This window comes from Mycobacterium sp. MAC_080597_8934, from assembly GCF_000523975.1.
GTDB lineage: Bacteria > Actinomycetota > Actinomycetes > Mycobacteriales > Mycobacteriaceae > Mycobacterium > Mycobacterium avium.
Map to the genome: position 1 here is coordinate 74,994 of NZ_JAOS01000001.1, position 19,581 is coordinate 94,574.

Genomic DNA, 19,581 nt, shown 5'->3' on the forward strand with positions numbered 1-19,581 from the left:
CGTACAGCGACGAACGACGGTGCTCGACGAAATCCACGCGATGCTAACGAAATACGTCGCTTTTCCCAGTGACCACGCCGCAATCGCATGCGCGCTTTGGGTCGCACACACGTGGGTCGTCTGGGCGTTTTTCACCACCCCGCGGCTCGTCATCCAGTCCCCCGAGCCCGGCAGCGGGAAGACCAGGCTGCTCGAGCTGCTGGCGATCTTGTGCCGCAACGCCAAACTGACGATGAGCACCAGCGCGGCGGCCCTGTACCGGCGCATCGGCGGATCCGACGACCCCATTACCATCTTGGCCGATGAAGCCGACGCCGTATTCAGCCGCAATGCCACATCCGAAGCCGAGGCGCAGCGCGCTATCTACAACAGCGGCTACCGCAAAGGCGCCACCGTGGACAGGTGCGAAGGCGACGGCGCCAAGATGAAGGTGACCGCCTTCAAGGTCTACGCGCCCGTGGCGCTCGCTGGCCTAGGCACCATGCCCCGCACCATCACCACCCGCGGCGTCGTCATCGAGATGCGCAAGCGCGCACCCGGCGAACAGGTCGCCGCGTTCCGCGAACGCGACGCTCTCACCGAAGCCGCACCGATCATCGAGACACTGACGGCCTGGGCAGACCGGGCCGCCGGCATCTTGGAGACCGCGCGCCCGACCATTCCCAGCGGTGTCGTCGATCGACCCGCCGAGGTGTGGGAGCCGCTGCTCGCCGTCGCCGAGAGCATCGGCGGCCGCTGGCCCGAACTGGCCCGTGCCGCGTGCCGGCACTACGTGTTCAAGCCATCCGACGAAGCCGCCTCGGTGGGCGTGCGGTTGCTTGCCGACCTGCGCAAGCTATTTCATCCCGAAGACCAGGCGCCCATCACGGAGCTGCACTCAGCTGACATCGTGACCGAGCTGATCGCTGAACCAGACTCCCCGTGGCGCGACCTGTGGGGCAAGACTCTCGACCAACGGAAACTGTCGAACTACCTCCGCAACTACGGCGTGCGACCGAAGCAGATCCGCATCGGCAGCAAATCCGCTAAGGGCTATCTCACCGCTCCCCACTCTGCACCCGACGGCGACTCCGTGGGCCTCGCAGACGCTTGGCAACGCTACCTTGCGCCACAGACCGAAACATCCGAAACAGCCGAAACAACGCAGGTCAGCGACTCAAGATTTGTTTCGGACGAATCCGAAACGACCCGCTTGTCCGAAACAGAATCTGGGTCTTCTACCAGCAGTGTTTCGGCTGTTTCGGATGTTTCGGCTATACGGGGAAGAGAGGCAGCAATGCCGCATACACGCGCCCACACAGTGACGCGCCCGGCACCGAAACAGAAAAGCACCAGCAAATTCGAAGGGCCAGCCGGTCCCGGCCGCTGCGGCGTCTGCTCATGGCATATCGAGAAGCAGGGCCACGCCGACTGGTGCACCACCGAGACACGATAAGGAACCGCCTCAACATGGCCGAACAAGGACAACCTGACCCGGACGCCTACGCCACCACGGGCGTACTCGACGTCCGCTGCCCCGACTGCGACGCTGCACCCCAAGCATGGTGTGTCGACGACGACGGCCGCGCCATCCCGGCGCATCCCCTGCGTGGGGCGGCTCGCCGAAGCCGTACGCATGCTCCGCGCCGGAAGCACCAAACCCCATGACCGCAACCATCACGAACATTCCAATCTGCAAGACGCCGTCCACGACTGGAAGGCGCGGCGCGCGCACCCGGACGTCGTCGGGCCATGCGCATCGAAGCCGGCGAACGACGTCGCCGCCCTGGCGTACACCCACACCGCCGTCACCTACCTCGATGTCGCCGGCCCGTGCCACTGAATACGTCACCGTCGCCAAACCGATCATGCCGAAGCCGAAACTCACGAAAGGACAACAGAAGTGAGCGATACCGAGGTCACAACCGAAGCCACGGACACCGAGCTCAGCCCGGACGAGGCGCTGGACATCGCAGTCAAAGCCACCGCGGCAGCCGAATACCAGGATGCCTTCCGGCCGCCCGCCCACCGGTCGACCGACCAAACCGACCAGGCCGCCGACGAGCAGCCCGATGGTGCCGAAGGCGATGGAGACGACAATCCGAACCATGAAGCGGCGAAGTGGCGCACCAAACTTCGCGACGCCGAGTCCCAAAACACCGCTCTGGCAGCCCAACTTGAGAACATGCAGCGCGCCGCGATCGACACTCAGGTGACCGCGTTCGGCATCAAGCCGGCCGCATTCTGGGCTTCCGGCGCGGAAATCGCTGACCTACTCAACGACGCCGGCGTACCCGACCCCGAGAAAGTCCAGAAGGCCGCGGCCGCCGCCAAAGACACGCTCGGCCTCATGCTCAATCGACCACGACCCAAACCTCGGCTCGGCGAACTACGCTCCGGCGCGATGGCGCATGCACCCAAGCGCGACAAGTGGGTTGAGGCGTTCGGCCCGCGCGGCGGCGAATAACCGGAGATGTCGGCCCCGCCTTGTACGATGTGATTGCGATTGTCACGCCAGGTGCGGACCCGGCAGGCGGTGAGACACCCAGCCGGCGCAGAACCCCCGTTGAATTTCACGCGCGGGTTTCCCGTGCGCACCTGAAAGGCAAGGCCTGACATGGCAGACATCACTACCTCGACAACCGCGCCAGGCTGGGCGAGAGACGAATACACCTTCGCCCCGCTCGACGTCGTCGCACCCGCCCTCATCAACCAATGCACGTTGGTGTCCGGCGACGTCGACGGCGATGAACCAAGCCTGCACGTCGCCTACGTCGTCGACCAACTCGACGCCGAGTACGTCGACGAGAACACCGCCGGCACCGAAAACCCGCCCGGCCTCGACGAAGTCGAGATCAAAACCAAAAAGCTGTACCGACTGGTCAACCTGTCGTCCGAGCAGTTCAACCAAGAACAGACCGCGGCCGCGGTCGCGAACTCGGTCGCAACCGACCTGATCGCCAAGGCCGACGCCAGCTTCCTCGGTGAGAACACCAACCCACTGATCGGACTGCTCCACGCAGCCGATGTGGTCACCGGAACCGAAGTCAGCGACAGCCTCGACAGCTTGGTCGACCTCATCGCGAGGCTTGAGGCGAACCGTTCCAAGCCATCCCACATCATCCTGGATCCGATGTCGTGGGCGGCGCTGCGGAAACTGAAGATCGGCACCGCATACAACGCGTCGCTGCTTGGTGCTGGTACGCACGACAGCCAACCGATGCTGCTCGACCTGCCCGTCGTGCGGTCACCATTCGTGCCGGCGGGCACCGGCGTCGTCGTCGACGCCACCGCGATCGCCAGCGCAGTCGGGCCCGTACGGATCGCGACTAGCGAGCATGCTCTGTTCGCCCAAGACGCCATCCAAGTCCGCGCCACCTGGCGGATCGGCTGGAAGGTCATGCGCCCGGAGCGCATCGGCCGGTTCACCGTCGCCGACGCCGGCGGTAGCTGATCGTGGGCCGCGGCGCCAACGCCTTCAGGTCCGTCTCCTACCTGAACCGTGGCCGCCGACCCGCAAACCCCGCGGCCGCGACTGACCAATGGCGAGGTCAGTCGCGGCCAACGGGCCAACCCAGCGGCGGCAGCAGCTGATGTGGGGTGACGCCGAGATCCGCCGCCGCACAGTCCCGCACTGGCTGCAACAGGCATGCTTCAAACGCGACGAATGGACCTGCGTCCAATGCGGTTACGAGGGGACGCCCGGGACCGGCGATCTTCACTGCGACCACATTGTGCCCGTCGCTGAAGGTGGCCAGGACGAGCTGGACAACGTGCAAACCCTCTGCGTCCCGTGTCACCGTCCCAAGACGCAAGCTGAAGCCGTCCGCGGCCGCGCCCGACGGCGCGGTAAGCGACCACCACCACTGCACCCAGCAGAAGCCCTATCGGCACCCGATCACGTGCGATAACCGACGCTGAACGACCATCACACATCGCACACATACCCAACCAGCGCGCCGAGGATGGTGACCCATGCCGTCACCCACAACCGGACAGCCATCACCAACAGACAAGCATCATCGCAGGTCACGGCACCCCTGGGGGACGACCCCGCGACCGCCGCGCGCCGGGCACGGATGGCATAGCGTCCCGGTCTGTGTACGAAACTCGAACCTCTGGCGCTCGCGAGTTTCGTACACCCCCAAAATGGGCGGCTATGACCGGCTCAGCAAACTTCGGAACGAGGGTCGAGAGATGCAGCCAGGCTGGCGGTTTTGGCGAATATCCGGCGAGGGCTTACTGCGGTCGCCGTTTCTGTGGGGGCGGGCGTACGGGCCGATGGTCACTGTTAGTTGTGACCACCTGCCGAAGTGGGGGAACTGCCAGTGTGGGCTGTATTTCTTTCCACGGCTGGCGAGTCTGTTTGAGCACGACTATTACGGCGCCGAGCTACGCGGCCGGACGGCCAAGGAGTTCGCGTTGACGTTCGGGGTGGTGGGCGGCCGGTGCTGGCCGGACCCGTGCATCGAGACTGCGCTGCGGGCCGAGCGGTACAGGATCCTCGCGGTGGTCACGTCGAACGCGGCCGTTGATTCTTTACCGCTGCGCGGTCGGTATGGCTGCCAGGTAGTGGCCGGTGCGTCGCGGAAGCATTGCCGAGAGATCGAGACGTTGCTGCGGCATCGTCTGGCGGAACTCGCGGATGAACCGCTGCCTGAATCCCAACGGCTTGTCGAACCATTGAGTATGGAAGAGCGCATTGATGCGCTCACCAGAGTGTTGCAGGCCGTGAGCCAGAGGCAAGCTGTCACCTCCTCCGCGTAGTCTCCGACCCATGGTTGAACTCGATGAAATCACCGACGCGCTCAGTGGCAACAATCGCTTCAATGCGATTCAGGTCAATCCCATGTTTGTGCGCGCGGTGCAGACCTTCACCCGTTGGCCGGTGGACGCCTGGGCCGGTGAGCTCAACGAGAAGGGCTACCTCCGAACGCTGCATTGGATAAAGGGCAACTTGCTCGGGCGACTTGTCGCCGAAGGCGATGCGGAACTGAGTGTCACCGCCAGCGTTTGGCCCATCGCGAATATCGCAGTCGGACTGGCGGCCACCGTCGGGGAGGATGACTTTTTTGCCGGGCGTCCACTCCGCAAGCTCACGGTCAAAGTCGTTGCTGGCGACGAAATCAGCCTGGATGTTGGAAAATTCACCGGCCATCTGCGCGAACGCGCCAACGAGTTCGTCGACAAACTGCTCGATGCGGTGAGCTACCCTCCGGATCGGGGCGCTCAGTGACAGGCAGAAATGCTGAATACGCGGGGCGGGCAGGGATGTACAGATTGCTGTCCGCATTCGTGGGGCCACAATTTTCTCAGGTGGTCGACGAGACCCTCGATGACCCTGGACTACGGGATATCCTCACCACCTTGGTCGGCGTAGCTTTCGCAGGGTACATACGGCTCGCGGACAACGACTTACAGAAAGCAACCGAACTCATTGACCGCGAGCGACAAGCTGCCGAGGACCTGCGGGATCTGTAAGCAGGCAAGGTGCCGGGCCGCGCCGCTCATATTGCCGGCGGATAATCGCCATACATGCCGAGGAAGTGATCACCGGCCAGCGCCGCGGCGTGCTGCCGATCCGCTCGAGCTGCGATCGCCCTCTCCTGCTGGCGCCGGGCTATCACTCGGTCATCCCGGCGTGCGAGCCACTTTCCGATCGCCGACCCGGCCGCGGCTACGCCGGCGAAAGCGGCCAGCAGCCAGCCGAACTTCACCAGCACTGCGGCGGCGATCAGCAACAGGATCAGAGGCATCGCGTACCTCCCGCTCTGGCGGCTCCGTCCGCAGTGCGTCCGCAGTAGCTTACGAACGCCACTTTTGCCGCCAACACAATAAACAAAGCTGACCTGCGGAAACTATTCATCTCAACTTACATCCGCTTTGCCAAACATGCAGGAACGGATTCGCGGTGAACCCGTTCAAGCCGGGGCAACCTTGAAATTCGCCCCCCAGTTTTCAAGGTTGAAGCCCTAACCTCGAAATCTCGGGGTCGGCGATATGCCTTGTTGAGCAGGGGCTTTGGTTCACAGCTGCTACATAACCGGCGCATAGCCGCAGCTATTGTTAACGCCTTCATCATTTGTCTCATGAGTGAAACATCTGAAACCCCCACTGTGCGGACCTCCACCGCCACTGCACCGGCGCCCGCTGCCGCGGCGCCATACCGGGCCCCGCGGGTCTTCCAAGTCGCCGCGTGGGTCGCCATCGTCGCCGGCATCGTGTTCATCGTCGCGGTGATCTTCTTCACCGGCTTCATCCTCGGCCACCGCGGCGGCCATCACGGCCACCACCACCACAAGCACCACGCGATGATGCATCACCGCGGCCCCGGCGGCCCGGGTGGTCCCGGCAGCTTCGGCGGCCCGGGCGGACCCGGCGGCCAGGGCGGCCAGACCGGTCCGGGCACGTCCACCGCGCCGGCCACGCCGTCGCCGGTGCGCCCCAGCGGCCTGGCCCCGAACCAGCTGCCGGCGTCGGTCTTCCACTCCGCGGCGACGTCGCACGGCGCGCTGGGGCAGGCCCCGAGCGTCATCGTCCTGACCAACTGAAACCCGATACCCAACCCGTGGCCCGGCGCTCCTTGCGAGCGCCGGGCCACCCGTTCGTCGGGGTAACCGCCGCGTCTCGATTCGCAACAATTTGCCGCGGGGCCCTGTTGGGTGCCTGGCGCGCGCGGCAATATGGCATGGCATGAGCGAGACACCCGAACCGCAAGCTGAGCCGACCACTCCCGAGCCGACCCCAGCCGCCGCAGTTCCACCGCCCCCGCCGCCGCCCGAGCGGGTGAAGCCGCCGCGGCTCTACACGGCGGCGGCCTGGGTGGTGATCGTCGCGGGCATCGTGTTCATCATCTCGTCGGTGTTCTTCGTCGGCGCCTTCATCTGGAAGCACAGCTATTACCACTGCCACCATCACCACGGCGTCTTTCATCCGGGCGGCCCCGGACCGGGCAACGGGCCCTGGCAGTACGGCGGTCCGGGTCCGGGCAACGGGCCCTGGCCCGGCGGTCCCGGCGGTTCCGGGGCGTGGTACGGCGGCCCGGGTGGACCCGACAACGGGCCCTGGCCCGGCGGGCCGGGATTGATCGTCCCGATGCCCCCCGGCGGCCCGGGTGGCCCCGGCGGCCCGGTCTCCGGCCCGGGCGTCAGCGGCCCCGGGCAGCCGTCGCCGGTCAGCCCCGCTCCCAGCACGCCCGCGCCGCGCCCTTAAGCCGCTCCCTCAAGACGTGCCCTTGAGCCGGGTCCTCAAGGCCGGGGGCGCCTGGCATGATCGCTGCATGACCATGCGGATCACGCGGGTTCGCCGGGCGGTGTTGTTCGTCGGCGTCGCGGCGGCGGGCGCGGTCGCGCTTCCGGTCGCGGCCGCCCACCCATCGGAGCCCGGCGTGGTGAACTACGCCGTGCTGGGCAAGGGGTCGGTCGGCAACATCGTCGGCGGGCCCATGGGGTGGGAGTCGGTGTTCACCCAGCCCGGGCAGGGTGACTGGGTGGACCTGCCGGAGTGCAACAACTGGGCCGACATCGGCTTGCCCGAGGTGTTCAACGACCCCGACCTGGCGTCGTTCAACGGGGCCGTCACCCAGACCTCGGCGACCGACCAGACGCATCTGGTCAAACAGGCGGTCGGGGTGTTCGCCACCAACGACGCCGCGGACCGCGCCTTTCATCGGGTGGTGGATCGAACGGTCGGCTGTTCGGGTCAGACCACCGCGATCCACCTGGACAACGGCAGCACCCAGGTGTGGTCGTTCGACGGCGGCCCGGCCGGTCCCGCCGACGAGAACTGGACCAAGCAGGAAGCCGGCACCGATCGCCGGTGCTTCAATCAGACCAGGCTGCGTGAAAACGTGGTGCTGCAGGCGAAAGTGTGCCAGTCCGGCAATGCCGGGCCCGCGGTGAACGTGCTCGCCGGGGCCATGCAAAACGCGCTGGGTCAATAGTCGACGGATCGGGTACCCGTCGTTTCCGTGCGCCCTCGACGCCGCGCCGCGAAGGCGAGCCGAAGGCGCGCGAGGGGAATATGTCGGGGGCGTCTGATAGATGAAGCACTAGACGAAGTGGTGCCGGTTATCGTTCGATTAGCTGCGCAGGGAAGCGGTCCGCAGGTGCATGTTCAGGCTTGGTCGGGCCCGAAGGGATCGTGATATGACGTTCGCCCCGAGCACTGCGGCGGCTTCGCGGCCGGCCGGTGGCGACCCGGCGGCCGAGCTGAGGATCGCCGAGCTGACCGACTCCGCGGCCGTCGCGCACTACATCGCCCGGGGCTGTCTGGCGGACGCTCCGCTGGGCCGGGTGGGTCTGGAAGTCGAAGCCCACTGCCACGACCCGCAGGACCCGTGCCGCCGGCCGGGCTGGGACGAGATCGCCGCGGTGCTCGACGCGCTGCCCGCGCTGCCCGGCGGCAGCCGGGTCACGGTGGAGCCGGGCGGGGCCGTCGAGCTGTCCGGCCCGCCGGCCGACGGCGTGCTGGCGGCCATCGACGCCATGCGCCGCGACCAGGCCGTGCTGCGGCCCGCATTCGCCGAGGCCGGGCTGGGTCTGGTGTTTTTGGGCGCCGACCCGCTGCGGCCGCCCCAGCGGATCAACCCCGGCGCCCGCTACCGCGCCATGGAACGGTTCTTCGCCACCAGCCGCTCCGGCGAGGCGGGCGCGGCGATGATGACATCCACGGCGTCGATTCAGGTCAACGTGGACGCCGGGCCGCGGGAAGGCTGGGCGGCGCGGGTTCGGCTGGCACATGCCTTGGGCCCCACCATGATTGCGATGACGGCCAACTCGCCGATGCTGGACGGCGATTTCACCGGCTGGGTGTCCAGCCGGCAGCGGGTGTGGGGTCGGATGGACTCGGCGCGCTGCGGCCCCATCCTGGGTGCCAGCGGCGACGACCCGGGCACCGACTGGGCGCGCTACGCGCTCAAGGCGCCGGTGATGTTGGTGCACACCCCGGACGCCGAGGCGGTCACGCGCTGGGTGCCGTTCGCCGACTGGGTGGACGGGCGGGTGTTGCTGGGCGGCCGCCGGCCCACTGTCGCCGACCTGGAGTACCACCTGACCACGCTGTTCCCGCCGGTGCGCCCGCGGCAGTGGCTGGAGATCCGCTATCTGGACAGCGTGCCGGACACCCTGTGGCCCGCCGTGGTGTTCACCCTGGTCGCGCTGCTCGACGACCCGGTCGCCGCCGGCCTGGCGGCCCGGGCGGTGGAACCGGTGGCCACCGCCTGGGACGTCGCGGCCCGGGTGGGGCTGCGGGACCGACGGCTGTACGCGGCGGCCAACGCCTGCCTGGCGATCGCCGCCGAGCGGGCGCCGGCCGAACTCGCCGAGCCGATGCGGCGGCTGGTCCGCCTCGTCGAACAGGGCCGGTGTCCCGGCGACGACTTCGCCGACCAGGTCATCGAGCACGGCATCGCGGCGTCGGTTTCCCGGGCCGCGCGCGGCCCGCAAGGGGGGCCGTGACGTCACCGGAGGCGATCGCCGACCAGCTGGCGCGGACGCGGGCGCGGACGCTGCGGCTGGTCGACTTCGACGACGACGAGCTGCGCCGGCAGTACGACCCGTTGATGAGCCCGCTGGTGTGGGATCTCGCGCACATCGGCCAGCAGGAGGAACTGTGGCTGTTGCGGGGCGGCGACCCCGCCCGGCCCGGGATGTTGCCGCCGGCCGTCGAGGGCCTCTATGACGCGTTCGTGCACTCCCGCGCCAGCCGGGTCGACCTGCCGCTGCTGTCGCCGGAGCAGGCCCGCGCCTACTGCCGCACGGTGCGCGCGGCGGTGCTCGACACCCTGGATGCGTTGCCCGACGACCCCGACGCCGCCTTCGTGTACGCGATGGTGGTCAGCCACGAGAACCAGCACGACGAAACCATGCTGCAGGCGCTGAACCTGCGCAGCGGCGCGCCGCTGCTGCGCGACACGTCGGTGCTGCCGGCCGGCCGGCCGGAACTGGCCGGCACCTCGGTGCTGGTGCCCGGCGGCGAGTTCGTCCTCGGGGTGGACGCCGCCGACGAACCCGAGTCGCTGGACAACGAACGTCCGGCGCACGTGCTCGACCTGCCCGCGTTCCGGATCGGCACGGTTCCCGTGACCAACGGCGAATGGCAGCAGTTCGTCGCCGACGGCGGCTACGACGAGCCGCGCTGGTGGTCGCGGCGCGGCTGGCAGCACCGCCAGGCCGCCGGCCTGACCGCGCCCCAGTTCTGGCACCCCGACGCGCGCACCCGCACCCGGTTCGGCCATGTCGAAGACATCCCCGCCGACGAACCGGTGCAGCATGTCAGCTTTTTCGAGGCCGAAGCGTACGCGGCCTGGGCCGGTGCCCGGCTGCCCACCGAGATGGAGTGGGAGAAGGCCTGCGCGTGGGATCCGTCCACCGGCACCCGGCGCCGCTATCCGTGGGGAGCGACGCCGCCGTCGCCGGCCGTGGCGAACCTGGGCGGCGCCGCGCTGCGCCCCGCCCCCGTCGGCGCCTACCCGTCCGGCGCCTCGGCGTGCGGGGCCGAACAGATGCTCGGCGACGTGTGGGAGTGGACGACGTCCCCGCTGCGGCCCTGGCCGGGATTCGCGCCGATGCTCTACGAACGCTATTCGCAGCCGTTCTTTGATGGCGACTACCGGGTGCTGCGCGGCGGCTCGTGGGCGGTGGAGCCGGGCATCCTGCGGCCCAGCTTCCGCAACTGGGATCACCCGTACCGGCGCCAGATCTTCGCCGGTGTCCGGCTGGCCTGGGACGTGCCCGGCGCGCGGGACCACCGCTGATGTGCCGGCATCTGGGATGGCTGGGGGCCGACGCCACGGTCTCCTCGCTGATGCTCGAGCCGCCGTTCGGGCTGCGGGTGCAGTCCTACGCGCCGCGCCGGCAGAAACACGGCCTGCTCAACGCCGACGGTTGGGGCGCAGGGTTTTTCGACGGGGAGGTGCCGCGCCGCTGGCGCAGCCCGGCGCCGCTGTGGGGTGACGTGTCCTTCGAGTCCGTCGCGCCGGCGCTGCACAGCCACTGCGTGGTGGCCGCGGTGCGCTCGGCGACGGTGGGCATGCCGATCGAGATCAGCGCCACCGCACCGTTCACCGACGGCCGGTGGCTGCTGTCGCACAACGGGGTGGTCGACCGGTCCGTGCTGCCGGTGACCTCGCGGGCCGAATCCGTTTGCGACAGCGCGATATTGGCAGCGGTCATCTTCGAGCGGGGCCTGGACGCACTCGGCGAGATGATCGCCGAGATCGGCGCGGCCGACCCGGCGGCCCGGCTTAACATACTGGCCGCCAACGGTTCTCGGCTGCTGGCCACGGCCTGGGGGGACACCCTGTCCATCCTGCGCCGCGCCGACGGCGTGGTGGTGGCCAGTGAACCCTACGACGACGACTCCGGCTGGGAGGACGTGCCGGACCGCCACCTGGTCGATGTCACGGCCGACGGTGTCACGCTGACACCGCTGGATCATCCGAAGGGATTTTGATGACGCTGTCGCTGTCCAACCACCTCGCCGCCGACTCGGCCCACCACGCGTTGCGCCGCGACGTGCTCGACGGGCTGCGGCGTACACCGAAGTCGTTGCCGCCCAAGTGGTTCTACGATTCGGTGGGTAGTGACCTTTTCGACCAGATCACCCGCCTGCCGGAATACTATCCGACCCGCGCCGAGGCCGAGATCCTGCGCGCGCAGGCGCCCGGCATCGCCTCGGCCAGCGAGGCCGACACCCTGGTCGAATTGGGCAGCGGCACCTCGGAGAAGACCCGGGTGCTGCTCGACGCGCTGCGCGAGCGGGGCGCGCTGCGCAGGTACGTCCCGTTCGACGTCGACGCCGGCATCCTGTCGGCATCCGCCGCCGCCATCCAGCGCGAATACGCCGGCATCGAAATCCAGGCCGTCTGCGGCGATTTCGAGGAGCACCTGACCGAGATCCCCGAAGGCGGGCGACGGCTGTTCGTGTTTCTGGGCTCGACGATCGGCAACCTGACGCCCGGGCCGCGCGCGCAGTTCCTGGCCGCGCTGTCGGCCCAGATGCGGCCCGGCGACAGCCTGTTGCTGGGCACCGACCTGGTCAAGGACACCGAGCGGCTGGTGCGCGCCTACGACGACGCCGCCGGGGTGACGGCGGCGTTCAACCGCAACGTGCTCGCGGTGATAAACCGGGAACTGGACGCGGATTTCGACGTCGACGCCTTCGAGCACGTGGCCCGCTGGAACGTGGACGAGGAACGCATCGAGATGTGGCTGCGCGCGACCGTGCGCCAGCGGGTGCGGGTCGGTGCGCTCGGGCTGACGGTGGACTTCCGGGTGGGTGAGGAGATGCTCACCGAGGTGTCGTGCAAGTTCCGCCCGGAGCGGGTGAGCGCCGAGCTGGCCGCCGCCGGATTGCGTCGCACGCGTTGGTGGACCGACGGCGCGGACGACTTCGGGTTGTCGTTGGCCGTCAAGTGAGCGGCGGCACCCCGCTGGCCGACAAGTGGCGGTCGGCCCGGCCGCCGGCGGCGGGTCTGCACCTCGACAGCGCGGCCTGTGCCCGGCAGAGCTGCGCGGTGATCGAGGCCACCGCCCAGCACGCCCGCAACGAGGCCGAGCTCGGCGGTTACGTGGCCGCCGAGGCGGCCGCACCGGTGCTCGACGCCGGGCGGTTCGCATTCACCGCGCTGACCGGCATGACCGACGCCGAGGCGGTGTTCACCACCGGCTCGCTGCACGCCCTGGACCTGCTGCTGGGCAGCTGGCCGGCCGAGCGCCGCACCCTGGCCTGCCTGCCCGGCGAGTACGGCCCCAACCTGGCCGTGATGGCCGCCCACGGATTCGACCGTTGGCTGCTGCCGACCCTGGCCGACGGCCGGGTGGCGCTGGACGACGCGGCGCTGGCCCTGCAGACCGACCCGCCGGACCTGGTCCACCTGACCACGATTGGCAGCCACAGCGGTGTGGTGCAACCGGTTTCGATGATCGCCCGGCTCTGCCGGGAGCTGGGGCTGCCGCTGGTCGTCGACGCCGCGCAGGCGCTGGGTCAGGTGGACTGCACGGCCGGCGCCGACGTGACCTACTCGTCGTCGCGGAAGTGGATCGCCGGGCCGCGCGGAGTCGGGATGCTCGCGGTGCGCCGGGCGCTGATGGAAAACCTGCACCCGAGGCTGGCGGCGCCGGACTGGGCGCCGGGCTCCACGGTGGCTCAGCAACTCGAGTTTGGTGAGGCCAATGTCGCTGCGCGAGTAGGGTTTTCGCTGGCACTGGGGGAATACCTGGGATACGGGCCGGCTGCCGTCTGCGCGCGGCTGGCCGAGCTGGGCGGCCTGAGCCGCGGCGTGCTGACCGACGTGACCGGCTGGGCGGTCGTCGAAGACGCCGAAGAGCCCAGTGCCATCACCACTTTGGCGCCCACCGACGGCGCGGACCCGCGGGCGGTGCGGGACTGGTTGCTCGCCGAGCGGCGGATCCTGACCACCTTCGTCGGCGTGCAGCGCGCGCCGTTGCGGCTCACCGCGCCGGTGTTGCGGATCTCGCCGCACCTGGACACCACCGCCGAGGACCTGGAGACCTTCGCCGAAGCGCTCATCGCCGCGACGGCGGCGACCTCGGCCTGAGGGCTACTGGGCCTTGTGCGCGGTCAGCAGGTACGCGGGCATCTTCATCCGGCCCCGCTCGTCGCGCTCATGCGCCGGGAATTCGAAAGGCGCATCGGCGATTTGGGGCACGTTCGAGACGATGAAGGACGGGCGGATCTCGTCGATCGCCCAGTATTTGCCCACCGCGGCGCGCAGCTCGTCCTCGTCGACCTCGTTGGGCTTGGGTTGCATCTCGGCGGGGAAGGCGCCCTTGGCGAACACCAGGATGAACAAGCTGGCGCCGGCTGCCGCCGCCCGGTGGATCGAGCGCAGGTAGCCGTCGCGGCCCTCGACCGGCAGCGAGTGAAACAGCGTGCTGTCGACCACCGTGGCGAACCGTCCGTCATAGCCGGTGAACGACGTGATGTCGGCCTGCACGAAGCTGGCCGTGGTCAGCCCGCGCTCGGCCGCCGCGCGGGTGGCCGCCGCGACGGCGGTGGGGGTCAGGTCGATGCCGACCACCGTGTAGCCGCGGGCGGCCAGCGCCAGGGACAGCTCGGCGAATCCGCAGCCGGCGTCCAGCACGTCGCTGCGGAACTTGCCCTGCTCGATCAGGGCGGCCAGTTCCGGTTGTGGCTCACCGATGTTCCACGGCGGCGGGCCCTCGAAGTGGGCCTGTTCGCGATAGGCGCTGTCCCAGTCCATCACTTGATCAGACGACATGGTTCCCAAGCTACTCCCAGGTGTGCACCGGCTCGTTGGCGTGCATGTGCTCGCAGTACCGGCGCAGCATCTCGGCCAGCGCCGCACGCCTGCTCAGGCCGCCGTCCTGCAGCGCCCGCACGGTGGCGACCTGCCAGCTGGCGCCGTTGCGTCCGGCGCGGGCGCGGCCGTCGATCACGCCCAGGAACCGGTCGCGCACCTCGGCATCCACCCCCCAGCGGCGCAGTCCCTCGTCGGCGATCGGCAGCAGCGTGTCCAGCACCAGCTCGCGCGCGCTCACCTCACCGATCCCGGGCCAGCGCAGCCGGGCGTCGATGCCGTGCCGCGCCGCGGTGAGGAAATTGGCTTCTGCCACAGCGAAATCCATGCGGTCCCACAGCGGGTCGTCGGCCTCGGACAGGCTGCGCAGCATGCCGTAGAAGAAGGCCGAGTTCGCCAGCATGTCGATGACGGTCGGCCCGGCCGGCAACACCCGGTTCTCCAGTCGCAGATGCGGGCGCCCGTCGGCGACGTCGTACACCGGGCGGTTCCACCGGTAGACGGTGCCGTTGTGCAGCCGCAACTCGGAAAGCTGCGGCGTGCGGCCGGCGGCCAGCTCGGCGACCGGGTCTTCGTCGGACACCTCGGGCAGCAGCGATCCGAAGTAGCGGATGTTCTCCGCGAACAGGTCGAGGACCGAATCGATCCAGCGCTCGCCGAACCACACTCGCGGCCGTACGCCTTGGGTTTTCAGCTCCTCCGGCCTGGTGTCGGTGGACTGGGCGAACAGCTCGATGCGGGTCTCGGCCCACAGCTGGTGCCCGAAGAAGAACGGCGAGTTGGCGCCCAGCGCCAACTGCGGGCCGGCGACGATCTGCGCCGCGTTCCAGTTGGCCGCGAACGTCTCGGCGGCCACCTGCAGATGCAGTTGCGTACTGGTGCAAGCGGATTCGGGCGCGATGGTCGCGGTGTGCCAGCTCAACGGCTCGGGACCGGAGATGTCGATCGGGATGTCCTCGCCGCGGGCGGTGAAGATCGAGTCGTTGAGCGCGGCATAGCGCGTCGATTCGCTCATCCAGTCGTGGTCCAGGTGTTCGGGCATCAGGGTGGGCAGGATGCCGATCATGACGATGTGCGCGCCGCCGGCCGCGCCGGCCTTGGTCTCGGCCTCGTTCAGGCTGGCCCGCACCTCGGCCTCGAGATCCAGGCCGGTGTGCCCGGGCAGCGCGTGCGGCGGAACGTTGAACTCGATGTTGTAGGCGCCCAATTCGACCTGATATGCCGGATCGCCGATGGCGTCCAGCACGTGCCGGTTGGACATGGCCGGCTGGTAGTCGGCGTCGACCAGGTTGCACTCGATCTCCATGCCGGTCAGCGGCTGCTCGGACTCGAAGCACGACCGGGCGAGCATCGTCTCGAAGACGTCCAGACACAGCGCCACCTTGCGCCGGAATTCCCGCCGATGTGCGCTGTCGTACGTGGCGCGCTTGACCTCTTCGCCCACACCGCAGATGCAACAGGGTTACCGCCGGTAACGCAAGCTTGGTCGGCGGCGAGCGGGTAGACCATGATGGACTTCTGCCGCCGACGTGTCACCGAACAGGAGAGCTGTGGCCGAATTCGCCGAATTCATCGCCGCCATCGACCAGGGCACCACCAGCACGCGCTGCATGATCTTCGATCACCAGGGTGCCGAGGTGGCCCGCCATCAGCTCGAGCACGAGCAGATCCTGCCCCGGGCGGGCTGGGTCGAGCACGACCCGATCGAGATCTGGGAGCGCACCTCCTCGGTGTTGACGTCGGTGCTCAACCGCGCCAACCTGTCCGCGGAAAACCTTGCCGCACTGGGCATCACGAATCAGCGCGAGACCACCCTGGTGTGGAACCGCAAGACCGGCCGGCCCTATTACAACGCGATCGTCTGGCAGGACACCCGGACCGACCGGATCGCGTCGGCGCTCGACCGCGACGGGCGCGGCCAGGTGATCCGCCGCAAGGCGGGACTTCCCCCGGCGACCTACTTCTCCGGCGCGAAGCTGCAATGGATCCTGGACAACGTCGACGGGGTGCGCGAGGCGGCCGAGCGCGGCGACGCGTTGTTCGGCACCGCCGACAGCTGGGTGTTGTGGCAGCTCACCGGGGGGCCGCGGGGCGGGGTGCACGCCACCGACGTGACCAACGCCAGCCGGACCATGCTGATGGACTTGGAGACGCTGGACTGGGACGACGAGCTGCTGTCGTTCTTCACCATCCCGCGCGCCATGCTGCCCGAGATCGGGCCGTCGTCGTCGCCGCGGCCGTTCGGGGTGACCTCGGACACCGGGCCGGCCGGCGGCCGGATACCGATCACCGCCGTGCTGGGGGATCAACACGCGGCGATGGTGGGCCAGGTCTGCCTGGCCGAGGGCGAAGCCAAAAACACCTACGGCACCGGGAATTTCCTGCTGCTCAACACCGGTGAGAGCATCGTGCGGTCCGAGCACGGATTGCTCACCACCGTGTGTTACCAGTTCGGCGACGCCAAACCCGTTTACGCACTTGAGGGTTCGATCGCGGTCACCGGCGCCGCCGTGCAGTGGCTGCGCGACCAGTTGGGCATCATCAGCGGCGCCGCGCAGAGCGAATCGCTGGCGCGGCAGGTCGACGACAACGGCGGCGTCTATTTCGTCCCCGCCTTTTCCGGGCTGTTCGCGCCCTACTGGCGTTCGGATGCGCGCGGCGCGATCGTCGGGCTGTCGCGGTTCAACACCAATGCCCACCTGGCGCGGGCGACGCTGGAGGCGATCTGCTATCAGAGCCGTGACGTGGTGGACGCGATGGCAGCGGATTCCGGTGTGCGCCTTGAGGTTTTGAAGGTCGACGGCGGCATCACCGGAAACGACCTGTGCATGCAGATCCAGGCCGATGTGTTGGGCGTGGACGTGGTGCGGCCGGTGGTGGCCGAGACCACCGCGCTGGGCGCGGCGTACGCGGCGGGCCTGGCGGTGGGGTTCTGGGCCGACCCGGGCGAGCTGCGGGCCAACTGGCGCGAAGACAAGCGCTGGACGCCGGCCTGGAGCGACGAGCAGCGCGCCGCGGGTTACGCGGGCTGGCGCAAGGCGGTGCAGCGGACCCTGGATTGGGCCGACGTCACGTGACGTGACCCGATCCAGGGCCCGCTCAAGGCAACTCAGTCCTCGCCGAGAATGCCGTAGATCTCGCGCCGCGCATTGTTGAGGATGTCGACGATGCGCTGCTGTTGCTCGGGGCTCGCGGTGTGGGCGGACTGCCCGACCGCGCCGAACAACTGACCGATGGCCGCCCGCAGGTTCATGTGACCGGGGTCGGCGCCCTCGGCGATCTCGTCCCACGGCGGGGTCTCGATTTTCTCCGCGGCCGCGCGCCCGTCGTCGGTCAGCTCGAAAAGCTTCTTGCTGCCGTCGGTTTCGGTCGCGGTGATCAGGCCCTCGTCGGCGAGCAGCTGCAGCGTCGGGTACACCGAGCCGGGGCTGGGCTTCCACAGCCCGTTGCTGCGTTCGGCGATCAGCTGGATCATCTCGTAGCCGTGCATCGGGCGCTCGGCCAGCAGTGCCAACACGGCGGCGCGCACGTCACCGCGCTTGCCGCGACCCGGGCCGCCACGGCGCCATGCGCCGCGCGGGCCGCCCGGACCGAAGCCGAAGCCCGGTCCGAACCCGGGGCCGAAGCCAGGCCCGAATCCGGGACCGAAGCCCAGCGGTCCGTCGTGGCCGCCGGCGTGCTCGCGCAGATGTTCGCGGAAATCCCGCCGGGCCTGGCGGCGCGCCTCGTGCAGGGCGCGGCGGTCAACCCGGCCGGGCCCGAAGCCGAAGCCGAAGCCGGGGCGGGCGCCGAAGGGTCCGTCGGGGGGAGTGAAGGGGTTGCTCATGGTTTTCGTCCTTACGTTCGTGGGTTTGCGCACCGGACGTGCGCTTCGAAACATCACGATATATCGCAAACTAACGCGATGCAACGGGATATGTTGATCGGATTTGGCTGCAGCCCACTGAACTGCACAAACGGTCCACAACCCGGGATCTCCTCGGCCGCCCGACGCGGTTTGCACCCGGCAGACGGCGGGTAGGAACACACAGATGGACGCAAACGACAAGCTCACGGTCGACGGCGGAGCTGCGGGTGCGGTCGCGTCCGGGCGGCCCGGCCGCCCCGGGGGCCGCAACGTGTGGCCGTGGGTCAACTGGGGACTGGCGCTGGCGACGGTGCCCGCCGCCGCGATCGTGATGCCGTTCGCGCTCGGTGCGGTGATGAGCACCGACGGGTGCAGCGACCGCAGTTGCCCCAACCTGGGCCACGGCGGGATCGATTTCGGCGTCGCGTTCTACGGCGCACCGGCGGTGGCCGTCGTCGTCATCATCGTCTCGTTCTTGACCGCCAAACGCCGCGGCGGCATCGCCGTTCCGCTGTGCGGGTGGGCGTTGCTGATCGCAGACGTCGCCCTGATGGCCGCCAGCGTGTCCAGCTAGCGCGGCGGCGTGAAGCCTGCCGAAAACCCTTCCGGCGGACCGGGATTCAGCGGCCCCGGGGCCGGCCACGGCGGTGCGGGCCCGGAGCCGGGCCAGGCCGGCGGATAGCCGGGTGCGGGCCAGGGTGCGGGCGGGCGCAGCCGGGCCAGCTCGCGGCGGTGCCGTTCGGCGAGCACGGCGGCCAGCACCAATTCCGGTGGGGCGCCGGGCGGCGGCGGAGCGATGCGGGCCACCACGTCGCCGGCGATCCGGTAGGCCATCTGCAGGCGCAGCCCCGGATCGAGTTGTGCTGCCCTGGAAAGGAATTGGCGGGCGACCTCGGCCTGGCCGCTGGACAGTCCGGACAGCTGCAGCGACGACGCCCACCAGGCCAGCGACGGCGGCATCGCCGGCGGGGGCCCCAGCCGGGGTCCGCGTTCGTTGACCACCACGGTGCCGGCGAAGATGTCGCCGATCCGTTTCGCCTTGGGCGACAGGATGCTGCAGATGACGGCCGGGCTGCCGAACAGCATCCAGATCTCCACCAGCGAGGCCAGCGCCCGAAACAGCGCTTGGCGGAAGCGTTCCGGGCCGCCGTCGTCGGACACCACGCGCAGCCCCAGCGCGATCTTGCCCACCGAGCGTCCCCGCGTTGCGGTTTCGAGGATCAGCGGGTAGCCGACGATCACCAGCACCGTGAAGATCAGCAGGATGGCGTTGCTCAGCGCGGTGTCGAATTGGGTCAGGGTGGCGGCCCACAGCATCAGCCCCAGCAGGTAGCCGACGACGATCACGGCGATGTCGATCAGCGCGCTGAGCGCCCGCACCGGCAGCTGGGCGATCTGCACGTCGAGCACCACGGCGTCCCCGGTCACCACCTCCGACATAACTGGAACGGTACAGGCTGGGCGGTGAGCC

Annotated in this window: 22 protein-coding genes; 17 read left to right on the top strand and 5 right to left on the bottom strand. The window is 69.0% G+C overall.

Annotated features, from left to right (window positions below; all coding sequences use genetic code 11):
* Window positions 1–19 precede the first annotated feature (19 nt).
* From NF20_RS00350 to NF20_RS00380, 7 genes are all read left to right on the top strand, one after another.
* The gene (locus tag NF20_RS00350) at window positions 20–1,435 is read left to right on the top strand and encodes a DUF3631 domain-containing protein (RefSeq protein ID WP_218917628.1); all 1,416 of its coding nucleotides are present in this window, start codon (window positions 20–22) and stop codon (window positions 1,433–1,435) included.
* Between the two features lie 111 nt (window positions 1,436–1,546).
* Window positions 1,547–1,822: a hypothetical protein gene (locus NF20_RS00355; protein ID WP_155947424.1), complete on the top strand. Its 276-nt coding sequence runs from the start codon at window positions 1,547–1,549 to the stop codon at window positions 1,820–1,822.
* Between the two features lie 60 nt (window positions 1,823–1,882).
* A complete protein-coding gene (locus tag NF20_RS00360; RefSeq protein ID WP_033712028.1) occupies window positions 1,883–2,446 on the top strand; it encodes a hypothetical protein in 564 nt (187 codons plus the stop codon).
* Between the two features lie 150 nt (window positions 2,447–2,596).
* Window positions 2,597–3,433: a phage major capsid protein gene (locus NF20_RS00365; protein WP_033712027.1), complete on the top strand. Its 837-nt coding sequence runs from the start codon at window positions 2,597–2,599 to the stop codon at window positions 3,431–3,433.
* A 139-nt stretch (window positions 3,434–3,572) separates the two neighbouring features.
* Window positions 3,573–3,890: an HNH endonuclease gene (locus NF20_RS28840; RefSeq protein WP_416332313.1), complete on the top strand. Its 318-nt coding sequence runs from the start codon at window positions 3,573–3,575 to the stop codon at window positions 3,888–3,890.
* 238 nt (window positions 3,891–4,128) lie between these two features.
* Window positions 4,129–4,746, top strand: a complete 618-nt coding sequence (locus tag NF20_RS00375; RefSeq protein ID WP_155947425.1) for a hypothetical protein — start codon at window positions 4,129–4,131, stop codon at window positions 4,744–4,746.
* Between the two features lie 10 nt (window positions 4,747–4,756).
* Window positions 4,757–5,215, top strand: a complete 459-nt coding sequence (locus NF20_RS00380; RefSeq protein ID WP_033712023.1) for a hypothetical protein — start codon at window positions 4,757–4,759, stop codon at window positions 5,213–5,215.
* 271 nt (window positions 5,216–5,486) lie between these two features.
* On the opposite strand, the gene NF20_RS00390 is transcribed toward NF20_RS00380, so the two are convergent.
* Window positions 5,487–5,735, bottom strand: coding sequence for a hypothetical protein (locus NF20_RS00390; protein ID WP_033712018.1), 249 nt, complete (start codon window positions 5,733–5,735; stop codon window positions 5,487–5,489).
* Window positions 5,736–6,095: 360 nt separating this feature from the next.
* On the opposite strand from NF20_RS00390, the gene NF20_RS00395 reads away from it, so the two are divergent.
* From NF20_RS00395 to egtE, 8 genes are all read left to right on the top strand, one after another.
* Window positions 6,096–6,530, top strand: a complete 435-nt coding sequence (locus tag NF20_RS00395; RefSeq protein ID WP_009974611.1) for a hypothetical protein — start codon at window positions 6,096–6,098, stop codon at window positions 6,528–6,530.
* 142 nt (window positions 6,531–6,672) lie between these two features.
* Window positions 6,673–7,191 carry a hypothetical protein gene (locus NF20_RS00400; protein ID WP_003873355.1) on the top strand — a complete coding sequence of 173 codons (519 nt, stop codon included), beginning with the start codon at window positions 6,673–6,675 and terminating at the stop codon, window positions 7,189–7,191.
* 67 nt (window positions 7,192–7,258) lie between these two features.
* A complete protein-coding gene (locus tag NF20_RS00405) occupies window positions 7,259–7,921 on the top strand; it encodes a sensor domain-containing protein (protein WP_019733610.1) in 663 nt (220 codons plus the stop codon).
* 205 nt (window positions 7,922–8,126) lie between these two features.
* A complete protein-coding gene (egtA, locus tag NF20_RS00410; RefSeq protein WP_011723532.1) occupies window positions 8,127–9,437 on the top strand; it encodes an ergothioneine biosynthesis glutamate--cysteine ligase EgtA in 1,311 nt (436 codons plus the stop codon).
* On the top strand, window positions 9,434–10,735 hold the full coding sequence (egtB, locus tag NF20_RS00415) for an ergothioneine biosynthesis protein EgtB (RefSeq protein WP_033712015.1): 1,302 nt from the start codon (window positions 9,434–9,436) through the stop codon (window positions 10,733–10,735). The genes egtA and egtB overlap by 4 nt, the downstream gene beginning before the upstream one ends.
* Window positions 10,735–11,433, top strand: a complete 699-nt coding sequence (egtC, locus tag NF20_RS00420) for an ergothioneine biosynthesis protein EgtC (protein ID WP_023869902.1) — start codon at window positions 10,735–10,737, stop codon at window positions 11,431–11,433. Before egtB ends, egtC begins: the two co-directional genes overlap by 1 nt.
* Window positions 11,433–12,398 carry an L-histidine N(alpha)-methyltransferase gene (egtD, locus tag NF20_RS00425; RefSeq protein ID WP_033712014.1) on the top strand — a complete coding sequence of 322 codons (966 nt, stop codon included), beginning with the start codon at window positions 11,433–11,435 and terminating at the stop codon, window positions 12,396–12,398. The genes egtC and egtD overlap by 1 nt, the downstream gene beginning before the upstream one ends.
* Entirely contained in the window at window positions 12,395–13,540 is a 1,146-nt protein-coding gene (gene egtE / locus NF20_RS00430; protein ID WP_033712013.1) for an ergothioneine biosynthesis PLP-dependent enzyme EgtE, read from the top strand. Before egtD ends, egtE begins: the two co-directional genes overlap by 4 nt.
* Window positions 13,541–13,543: 3 nt before the next feature.
* Here the strand turns inward: egtE and NF20_RS00435 are convergent, their stop codons facing one another.
* Complete coding sequence (locus NF20_RS00435; RefSeq protein ID WP_019683595.1) at window positions 13,544–14,224, bottom strand: class I SAM-dependent methyltransferase; 681 nt, start codon at window positions 14,222–14,224, stop codon at window positions 13,544–13,546.
* A gap of 10 nt (window positions 14,225–14,234) precedes the next feature.
* Complete coding sequence (locus NF20_RS00440) at window positions 14,235–15,707, bottom strand: glutamate--cysteine ligase (RefSeq protein WP_033712012.1); 1,473 nt, start codon at window positions 15,705–15,707, stop codon at window positions 14,235–14,237.
* A 166-nt stretch (window positions 15,708–15,873) separates the two neighbouring features.
* On the opposite strand from NF20_RS00440, the gene glpK reads away from it, so the two are divergent.
* Window positions 15,874–17,340 (top strand): glycerol kinase GlpK, encoded by a 1,467-nt coding sequence (glpK, locus tag NF20_RS00445; RefSeq protein ID WP_230484139.1) that lies wholly within the window; start codon window positions 15,874–15,876, stop codon window positions 17,338–17,340.
* A 32-nt stretch (window positions 17,341–17,372) separates the two neighbouring features.
* Here the strand turns inward: glpK and NF20_RS00450 are convergent, their stop codons facing one another.
* Window positions 17,373–18,089: a PadR family transcriptional regulator gene (locus tag NF20_RS00450; RefSeq protein WP_003873345.1), complete on the bottom strand. Its 717-nt coding sequence runs from the start codon at window positions 18,087–18,089 to the stop codon at window positions 17,373–17,375.
* 205 nt (window positions 18,090–18,294) lie between these two features.
* On the opposite strand from NF20_RS00450, the gene NF20_RS00455 reads away from it, so the two are divergent.
* The gene (locus NF20_RS00455; protein ID WP_033712011.1) at window positions 18,295–18,684 is read left to right on the top strand and encodes a hypothetical protein; all 390 of its coding nucleotides are present in this window, start codon (window positions 18,295–18,297) and stop codon (window positions 18,682–18,684) included.
* On the opposite strand, the gene NF20_RS00460 is transcribed toward NF20_RS00455, so the two are convergent.
* Complete coding sequence (locus NF20_RS00460; protein ID WP_306454147.1) at window positions 18,681–19,511, bottom strand: RDD family protein; 831 nt, start codon at window positions 19,509–19,511, stop codon at window positions 18,681–18,683. The two genes, NF20_RS00455 and NF20_RS00460, sit on opposite strands and share 4 nt — an antisense overlap.
* Between the last annotated feature and the right edge of the window lie 70 nt (window positions 19,512–19,581).